This window comes from Neisseria sp. P0021.S007, assembly GCF_051956855.1.
Window position 1 is genome coordinate 1 of sequence record NZ_JBQCXA010000109.1, and the last position, 1,173, is coordinate 1,173.

A 1,173-nucleotide genomic window follows, 5' to 3' on the forward strand; every position below is an offset into this window, starting at 1 on the left:
CCTTGGTTTTATGTAGAGCATTTTTGGTGGGGAGCAACTTGCCCTATTGAACTGACACAATTGCCTAAAATAGAAATTTACGAAGAACAAATGAAACAAGCTTAAAGCCAGCGTAACCAGCCTGTATGACAAGGTGCAGGCGAACAATCCAATATCAACATCACGGGCTCAGATGTTTCAGGTAAAGCAGGAACCGGCCTGATTGCCGATAAGCAAATCCATCTGCAATCCGCCGAACAAAGCAACACCGAATGCAGCCAAAACAAATCAGCAGGCTGGAACGCAGGTGCTGCCGTATCATTCGGACAAGGGGGCTGGTCATTAGGCTTTACCGCAGGCGGCAATGTCGGCAAAGGCTACGGCAATGGCGATAGTGTAACCCAGCGCCATAGCCATATTGGCGACAAAGGCAGCCAAACCCTTATCCAAAGCGGCACCACCACCATCAAAGGTGCGCAGCTTATCGGCAAAGGCGTACAGGCAGATACGCGCAACCTGCATATAGAAAGTGTTCAAGATACTGAAACCTATCAGAGCAAACAGCAAAACGGCAACGCCCAAGTTACCGTCGGTTACGGATTCAGTGCAAGCGGCAGTTACAGCCAAAGCAAAATCAAAGCAGACCATGCCTCCGTAACCGAGCAAAGCGGTATTTATGCCGGAGAAGACGGCTATCAAATCAAGGTCGGAAACCATACAGACCTCAAAGGCGGCATCATCACGTCTAGCCAAAGCGCAGAAGACGAAGGCAAAAACCGCTTTCAGACGGCCACCCTCACCCATAGCGACATTCAAAACCACAGCCGATACGAAGGCAAAAGTTTTGGATTGGGTGCCAGCATTGCCGTAAGCGGCGAAACACTGGGGCAGAGCGCACAAAATAAGCCTCAAGACAAACACCTGACAAGCGTAGCCGATAAAAACGGCGCAAGTTCATCAGTAGGTTACGGCAGCGACAGCGACAGTCAAAGCAACATCACAAAAAGCGGCATCAACACCCGCAACATCATCCTCACCGATGAGGCAGGACAGCTCGCCAAAACAGGCTACGGCACAGACAAAGCCGCGCAACTGGCGTACACCGACATCCGCACCGAGGATGCCGGCCAACAATCAGGCAGCCTGAAAAACCGATTTGATGCGGACAAAGTGCAAAGCGAGCTGGATTTGCAG

The 1,173-nt window shown here is 51.1% G+C and carries 2 pseudogenes; both read left to right on the forward strand.

What is annotated here, in order from left to right:
• Positions 1-105, forward strand: a pseudogene (locus ACTHUR_RS11500) (DUF596 domain-containing protein); the annotation flags it as partial.
• Positions 106-132: 27 nt separating this feature from the next.
• Positions 133-1,173: pseudogene (locus tag ACTHUR_RS11505) on the forward strand (hemagglutinin repeat-containing protein); the annotation flags it as partial.